This window comes from Streptomyces sp. NPDC058796, assembly GCF_042745235.1.
Classification (GTDB): domain Bacteria; phylum Actinomycetota; class Actinomycetes; order Streptomycetales; family Streptomycetaceae; genus Streptomyces.
In genome coordinates this window covers 23926-30382 of sequence record NZ_JBHYOP010000024.1, presented here as the reverse complement: position 1 = coordinate 30382, position 6457 = coordinate 23926, and the positions used below count along the sequence as shown (strand labels likewise).

Genomic DNA, 6457 nt, shown 5'->3' with positions numbered 1-6457 from the left:
GGTTCTGTGGGTGTGCTGGAGGCGGCGGGTGTGGTGCCGCTGGTGCTGTCCGCCCGGACGGACACCGCCCTGGCCGCCCAGGCACGCCGACTGGCTCCGGTGGTGGCGGGCGCGGGCGCGGGCGCGGGCGCATGGGAGGGCCTCGGCCGTTCCCTTGCCACCGCACGCACTCACCATGAGCGGCGCGCCGTCGTACTGGCCGAGGACTCCGAGACGGCGCAGGACGTCCTGCGACGGCTGCAGGAGGGGATGCCGGCCCCCGACCTCCTCACCGGTGTGGGTGGTGGGGGGCGTCGTGTGGTGTGGGTGTTTCCGGGTCAGGGTTCGCAGTGGGTGGGGATGGGGCGCGGTCTGCTCGGGGTCCCGGTGTTCGCCGATGCGCTGGCGGAGTGCGACGAGGCGCTGGCGGAGGTGGCGGGTTTCTCGGTGGTGGACGTGGTGCGCGGGGTGGAGGGCGCGCCGTCCTTGGAGCGGGTCGATGTGGTGCAGCCGGTGTTGTTCGCGGTGATGGTGTCGCTGGCGCGTCTGTGGCGGGCGTGCGGCGTGGAGCCGGACGCGGTGGTGGGGCACTCCCAGGGAGAGATCGCGGCGGCCTGCGTCGCGGGCGCGCTCTCGTTGCGGGACGCGGCCCGGGTGGTGGCGCTGCGCGCCCGCGCCCTGGCCGAACTCGCCGGTGACGGCGCCATGACCTCCGTATCGCTGCCCGAGGACCGCACACGGGAACTGATCGCCGACTGGCCCGAGCGCATCAGCGTCGCCGCCGTCAACTCCCCGGCCTCGGTCGTGGTGGCCGGTGACCCCGAAGCGCTGACCGCGTTCGAGGAGCGCTGCGCCGCCGACGGCGTCCGTGCCCGGCGCATCCCCGTCGACTACGCTTCGCACACGCCCCGCATGGAGCGGGTCCGCGAGCGCGTCCTCACGGACCTGGCCGACGTGACCGCACGGCCGTCCGGGACGCCGCTCTACTCCACACTGCACGGCGCGCGCTGCGACACCGGCGCCATGGACGCAGCGTACTGGTACGACAACCTCCGCTCCCCGGTCCGCTTCGAGGAGGCCATCGACGCCGCCCTCGCCGACGACTACGACACCTTCGTCGAGGTGAGCCCGCATCCGGTGCTCACCACCAGCGTCCAGGAGACCGCCGAGCGCTCCGGGAGCGCGGCACTGGTCCTCGGCAGCCTCCACCGGGACGCGGACAGCCGGCACTTCGTCCGCGAACTCGGCCGTGCCCACGCGGGTGGAGTACACGTCGACTGGGCTGCGGTCTTCCCGGACCGCGCACCCGTCCCGCTGCCCAACTACCCCTTCGAGCACAAGCGCTACTGGCTGACGCCCGAGATACCCGACCGGGTGGCCGACTGGCGCCACCGCGTCGAGTGGCGGCCCTTCTCCCCGGCAGTGGCCCCGCTCACCGGCCGGTACCTGATCGTCGGCTCCGGAACCGACCCGCGGCAGGACACCGTGGCCCGTGCCGTCGAGGAGGCCGGCGGCACGGTGCTGCGCCTCACCACCGACGCCGTGGTGGCCGGACGGGACGGACTCACACAGGAGCTGCGGGAGTCGGTACAGGGGATCACAGCGGTGGTCTCCCTGCTTGCCCTGGAGACGGCGCAGGACGACGACCTGCGGGCCGCCACCGCCACCCTCGCCCTCCACCAGGCGCTCGGCGACGCGGATGTCGGAGCGCCCCTGTGGCTGGTGACGTGCGGAGCCGTGGCGGTCGACGAGGCCGAACCGGCCGACCCGGCGCACGCCATGGTCTGGGGGATCGGACGGGTGATGGGGCTGGAGGCCCCCGAGCGCTGGGGCGGCCTGCTCGACCTGCCCGGGCAGCTCACCGAGCCCGTGCTGCACCGGCTCACCGCCTGCCTCGCGGACGCGGGCGACGAGGACCAGATCGCGCTGCGCGAGACCGGCTGCCACGTCCGACGCCTCGTCAGGGCTCCGCTCGTGCCCGGCGCGACCCCGTGGCGGGCCACCGGCACGGCGCTGGTCACGGGCGGTACCGGCACCCTCGGCCGGCACGTCGCCCGACACCTCGCCCGCACCGGGACCGAGCACCTGGTGCTGGTCGGCAGGTCGGGCGGACAGGCACCGCACAGCGCGGAGCTCGAGACGGAACTGACCGCCCTGGGCGCCCGGGTGACCTTCGCGGCCTGCGACGTCACCGACCGAGGCCGGCTGACGGAACTGATCGAGGGACTGGAGGGCCAGGGGGAGCGGATCAAAACGGTGATGCACCTGGCCGGCGTCCCCGACGGCCGGACGGTCGCCGACCTCGACCCGGAAGAGCTGGCGCGCGTGACCCAGGCGAAGACGGCCGGCGCCCGGCTCCTGGACGAACTCTGCCCCGACGCCGAGACGTTCGTGCTCTTCTCCTCCAACGCGGGGGTCTGGGGCAGCGGCCTGCTCGGCGCCTACGCCGCCGGCAACGCGCACCTCGACGCCCTCGCGCACCGGCGCCGGGCCCGGGGGAAGGCCGCCACCAGCATCGCCTGGGGGGCCTGGGCGGACGGTGGCATGGCCGACGCCGACCTGCCCGGCCTGATGCGGCGCGGGTTGCGTCCGATGGCGCCCGACAAGGCGATCCGGGCCCTCCAGCAGGCCCTGGACCAGCGGGACATCTGCGTATCGATCGCGGACGTCGACTGGAACCGGTTCGCCGTCGGTTTCACCGCCGCCCGCCCGCGTCCGCTCATCGAGGACCTGCCCGACGCCGTGCGGCAGACGCCCGCCGCGTACGCCGGGGACGGCCCCGGACACGGGCCCACCTGGCAGGAACGGCTGTCCGGCCTGTCCGCCGACGAGGCCGAGGCGACGCTCGCCACATGGGTCCGCGCCCAGGTGGCGGCCGTGCTCGGCCACCCGGACCCGGACGCGGTCTCACCCCACCAGCGCTTCACCGAGCTGGGGTTCGACTCCCTGACGGCGGTGGGGCTGCGCAACCGGCTCCAGGAGGTCACCGGTCTGACCCTGCCCACCACCCTGGTGTTCGACCACCCCTCCGTCGTCGACGTCGCGGCTCATCTGCGGCCCCTGCTCACGTCCGGAGCACCGCAGGCCCCGGCCACCGCCGACGGCGGCATGCTGCGCGCCCTCTACGAGCGGTCCGTACGGGAAGGACGCCTGGACTCCTACCTGGAACTGCTCGGTGAACTGGCCGGCCACCGGGACCGGTTCGAGACTCCCGAGGACCTGGCGGCCCCGGTCGACCTGGTGGACCTGGCGGCCGGGCCGGGACAGCTCCGGGTGATCTGCTGTGCCGGGACGGCACCCGTGGCGGGGCCGCACGAATTCCTCCGGATCGCCGCCGCCCTCAAGGGCAGGCTGCCGGTGTCCGCGCTGCCGCAGCCGGGCTACGAGCCGGGCGAGCAACTGCCCGCGTCGATGGCGGCGGTCCTCGGCGCCCAGGCGGACGCCGTCCTGAAATCGGCGGACGGCCCGTTCGTGCTCGTCGGCCACTCCGCGGGCGCCCTGATGGCCTACGCCCTGGGCGCCGAACTCGCCGACCGGGGCCGCCCGCCGCAGGGCATCGTCCTGATCGACGTCTATCCGCCCGGACGCCAGCAGGCGGTGCACGGCTGGCTCACCGAACTGACCGACACGATGTTCGGCCGCGAAGGCGTGCGGGTGGACGACACCCGGCTCACCGCGCTGGGTGCCTACCACCGCTTCACCCGCGCCTGGCAGCCGCGGGACCTCGGCGTACCGACGCTGCTCGTCCGCGCCACCGAGGCACTGGGGGAGTGGCCCGAGGACGAAAGCTGGCAGTCCACGTGGCCGTTCCCGCACGACCGCGCGGACGTGCCCGGCAACCACTTCTCGATGGTGCAGGAGCACGCGGGGGCCGTCGCCGACCGCATCCACACATGGACAGGGAACCTGGCATGACCACCACAGACCGAAGCCGGCTCGGCAGTCGGCTCCAGATGGCCCGCGGTTGGTACTGGGCCTTCGGCGTGAACGGCGACCCGTACGCGATGCTCCTGTGCGGGCAGGACGACACACCGGACCACTGGTACGAGCAGATCCGCTCGGCGTCCGACGGGCCTTTCCGCAGCCGCTGCGGAGCCTGGGTCGTCACCCGGTACGCCGCCGCCGCTCAGGTGCTGCGCGGCCCGGGGTTCGCCCGGGCCGGGGGCGAGGCGGCCGAGGAGTGGGCGCGGCCCTTCCTGGACGCGCGGCCGGCCGGGGGGCCGCCGCCCGCGGCAGTCGACGAACTGGTCCCGGAGTACCGGAAGGTGGCGGCGGAGGCGGGTGCTCGCCTCGATCTGCTGCGGGATCTGGCGCGTGAGACCCCGGCCCGCGGCGTCACCGCGCGCCTCGGCCTGGCCGGCGAGGACGCGCGACGCGTCGCCGCCCTGCTGCACTCCGGTGCCCCGGCGCTGGACGCCCGGCTGACCCCGCAGCCGCTGGCCGTGACCGAACGGACCGTGGCCGCGCTGGCTGAACTGCGTCGACTGGCGGGCGCCGAAGGCGTTCGGGCGGCCGCCGGCTGCGAGATGGCGGCCAACACGGTGACCAACGCCGCGCTCGCCACTCTGCGCACGCCGGGCCTGGCAGGCCGCCTCGCCGACGACCCCGACGTGGCGGACCGCATCGTGGCCGAGACGCTGCGCACCGCGCCCCCCGTCCATCTCGAAGTCGGCCGCGCCACCGCCGGACAGACGGTCGAGGGGACGGCGATCGCCGAGGGCGACGTGGTGGTGGTGGCCCTCGCGGCGGCCCACCGCGACCCGGAGGTGTTCGCCGAACCCGACCGGTTCGACGTGGACCGCGCGGCCACACCTGCGGCCCTGACCTCGGGCTTCGGCCACTCCGACGGGCTGGAGGAGTTCGCCGCCAGGCACGCCGCCGCGGCCCTGCGCGCCCTCGCCGATGTGCTGCCCGGCACGGCACTGACGGGCCCCGTGGTCCGTCGCCGCCGTTCGCCCGTACTGCGGGGCATCAGCCGGTGCCCGGTCGAGATCTAAGGACTTCCGATGAGAATCGTCTTCTCCGCCATGACGAGCAAGACCCACTTCTACCCGCTCGTTCCGCTCGCCTGGGCCTGTCGTGCCGCCGGACACGAGGTCCGGGTCGTCGGATCACCGGGACTGACCGAGATCACCACCGCCGCCGGGTTGACGGCGGTGCCCGTGGGCCATGACGTGGACCTCGTCGGGCACATGAGCGCGGTCGGCGAAGACATGATCAAGTACGTGCGGTCGCTGGACTTCGCCGACGGCACCCTGGAGAACGCGGGCTGGGACCACCTGCTGGGCATGCAGACGGCCCTGACGCCCAACCTCTTCGCGCTGATGACCCCCGACTCCCTGATCGACGGAATGGTCGACTTCTGCCGTACCTGGCAACCGGACCTGCTGATATGGGAACCGCTGACCTTCGCCGCCCCGATCGCCGCCAAGGTGACCGGAGCGGCCCACGCCAGGCTGCTGTGGGGCCCGGACATCACCACGAAGTCCCGCCGCGCCTTCCTGGACCTGCTCGGCCGCCAGGAGCCTGAGCACCGCGAGGACCCCTTCGCGGAGTGGATCGAATGGACCCTGGAGCGCCACGGGGTGCGGTCCGAGCCGGGTTTCGACGAGGAGATGGCCGTCGGCCAGTGGACCATCGACCCCGTACCGCCCAGCATGCGCCTCGACCTGGGGCTGCCCACCGTCGGCATGCGCTACGTCGACTACAACGGCCCCGCCGTCGTACCGGACTGGCTGCAGAAGCCGCCGTCCGGGCGCCGGGTGTGCCTCACGCTCGGTGTCGGGGGCCGCGACAGCGGGGTGGAGGCCATCGCCACCGACGAGATGCTGGAGGCCGTGGCCGACATCGACGCCGAGTTCGTCGCCACGCTGGACGCCCACCAACTGGAGTCGGTCGCGCGCGTCCCCGACAACGTCCGCACCGTCGACTTCGTGCCGATGCACGCCCTGCTGCCCACCTGCGACGCGATCGCCCACCACGGCGGCCCCGGCACCTGGCACACCGCGGCGGTGCACGGTGTGCCCCAGGTGCTGCTGCCCCATGGATGGGACACGGACGAACGGGGCCGGCTGGCCGCGGAAGCAGGCATGGCCGTGTCGTTGCCGGTCGGGGAACTGACGGTCGACCGATTCCGGGACAGTGTCGTCCGCGTCCTGGAGGATCCCGCATTTCGTGAGGGCGCCGCGAAAGTACGGGACGAGATCCTGTCCGAGCCCGCGCCGACGGAAGTCGTCCGCGTGCTGGAGAGGATGACCGCGGAGCGCAGGGCGTGAGGGCCGGGCACAAAAGGGCTCGCCTGCCGCGGGGGTGGGTGACTCTGCGGCGGGTCGGCGGCTCGGTGGACTCGATCAGACCGTTGCTCATGCCGGTGGCCAGCGCGGAGCGGATGTCTTCGTAACGCCGCGTGATCTCACGCCGGAGGTCGACGAAGACGTCGGTGCGGCAGCGCCGGGCCCTGCGCTCGGTGTCCAGCGCA

Annotated in this window: 3 protein-coding genes; all 3 read left to right on the top strand. The window is 73.8% G+C overall.

The window, feature by feature from the left end:
- A partial coding sequence (locus ACFW47_RS34280; RefSeq protein ID WP_386308179.1) for an SDR family NAD(P)-dependent oxidoreductase occupies positions 1 to 3894 on the top strand: 3894 nt, incomplete at its 5' end.
- Entirely contained in the window at positions 3891 to 4976 is a 1086-nt protein-coding gene (locus ACFW47_RS34275; protein ID WP_386308178.1) for a cytochrome P450, read from the top strand. The genes ACFW47_RS34280 and ACFW47_RS34275, both read left to right, overlap by 4 nt.
- A gap of 9 nt (positions 4977 to 4985) precedes the next feature.
- Positions 4986 to 6254, top strand: coding sequence for an activator-dependent family glycosyltransferase (locus ACFW47_RS34270; RefSeq protein WP_386288205.1), 1269 nt, complete (start codon positions 4986 to 4988; stop codon positions 6252 to 6254).
- Positions 6255 to 6457: the final 203 nt, after the last annotated feature.